Genomic DNA, 494 nt, shown 5'->3' with positions numbered 1-494 from the left:
ATCTTAGCTACAACACCCGCACCTACTGTACGACCACCTTCACGGATAGCGAAGCGTAAACCTTCGTCCATCGCGATTGGGCAGATCAAAGTAACAGTCATCTTGATGTTGTCACCTGGCATAACCATTTCTACGCCTTCTGGTAACTCAATAGTACCGGTTACGTCAGTTGTACGGAAGTAGAACTGTGGACGGTAGCCTTTGAAGAATGGCGTGTGACGGCCACCTTCGTCTTTTGACAGAACATAAACTTCTGATTCAAAAGTCGTGTGTGGGTTGATTGAACCAGGTGCTGCCAATACTTGACCACGCTCAACTTCATCACGCTTAGTACCACGTAGTAGGACACCACAGTTCTCACCTGCACGACCTTCGTCAAGCAGTTTACGGAACATTTCAACACCGGTACAAGTTGTCTTAGTGGTGTCTTTGATACCCACGATTTCAACTTCTTCACCAACCTTGATGATACCGCGCTCTACACGACCAGTAAC

1 protein-coding gene is annotated in these 494 nt (G+C 47.4%); it reads right to left on the bottom strand.

Features of this window, described 5'->3' with window-relative positions:
- The coding region (locus tag Q0791_RS25015; RefSeq protein WP_299011968.1) for an EF-Tu/IF-2/RF-3 family GTPase at positions 1 to 494 on the bottom strand (494 nt) is incomplete at both ends.

Source organism: uncultured Shewanella sp. (genome assembly GCF_947495455.1).
In the GTDB taxonomy this organism is placed as follows: Bacteria; Pseudomonadota; Gammaproteobacteria; order Enterobacterales; family Shewanellaceae; genus Shewanella.
Note: the sequence above shows the minus strand (reverse complement) of the source record. Positions and strands in the feature narration are given on the sequence as shown.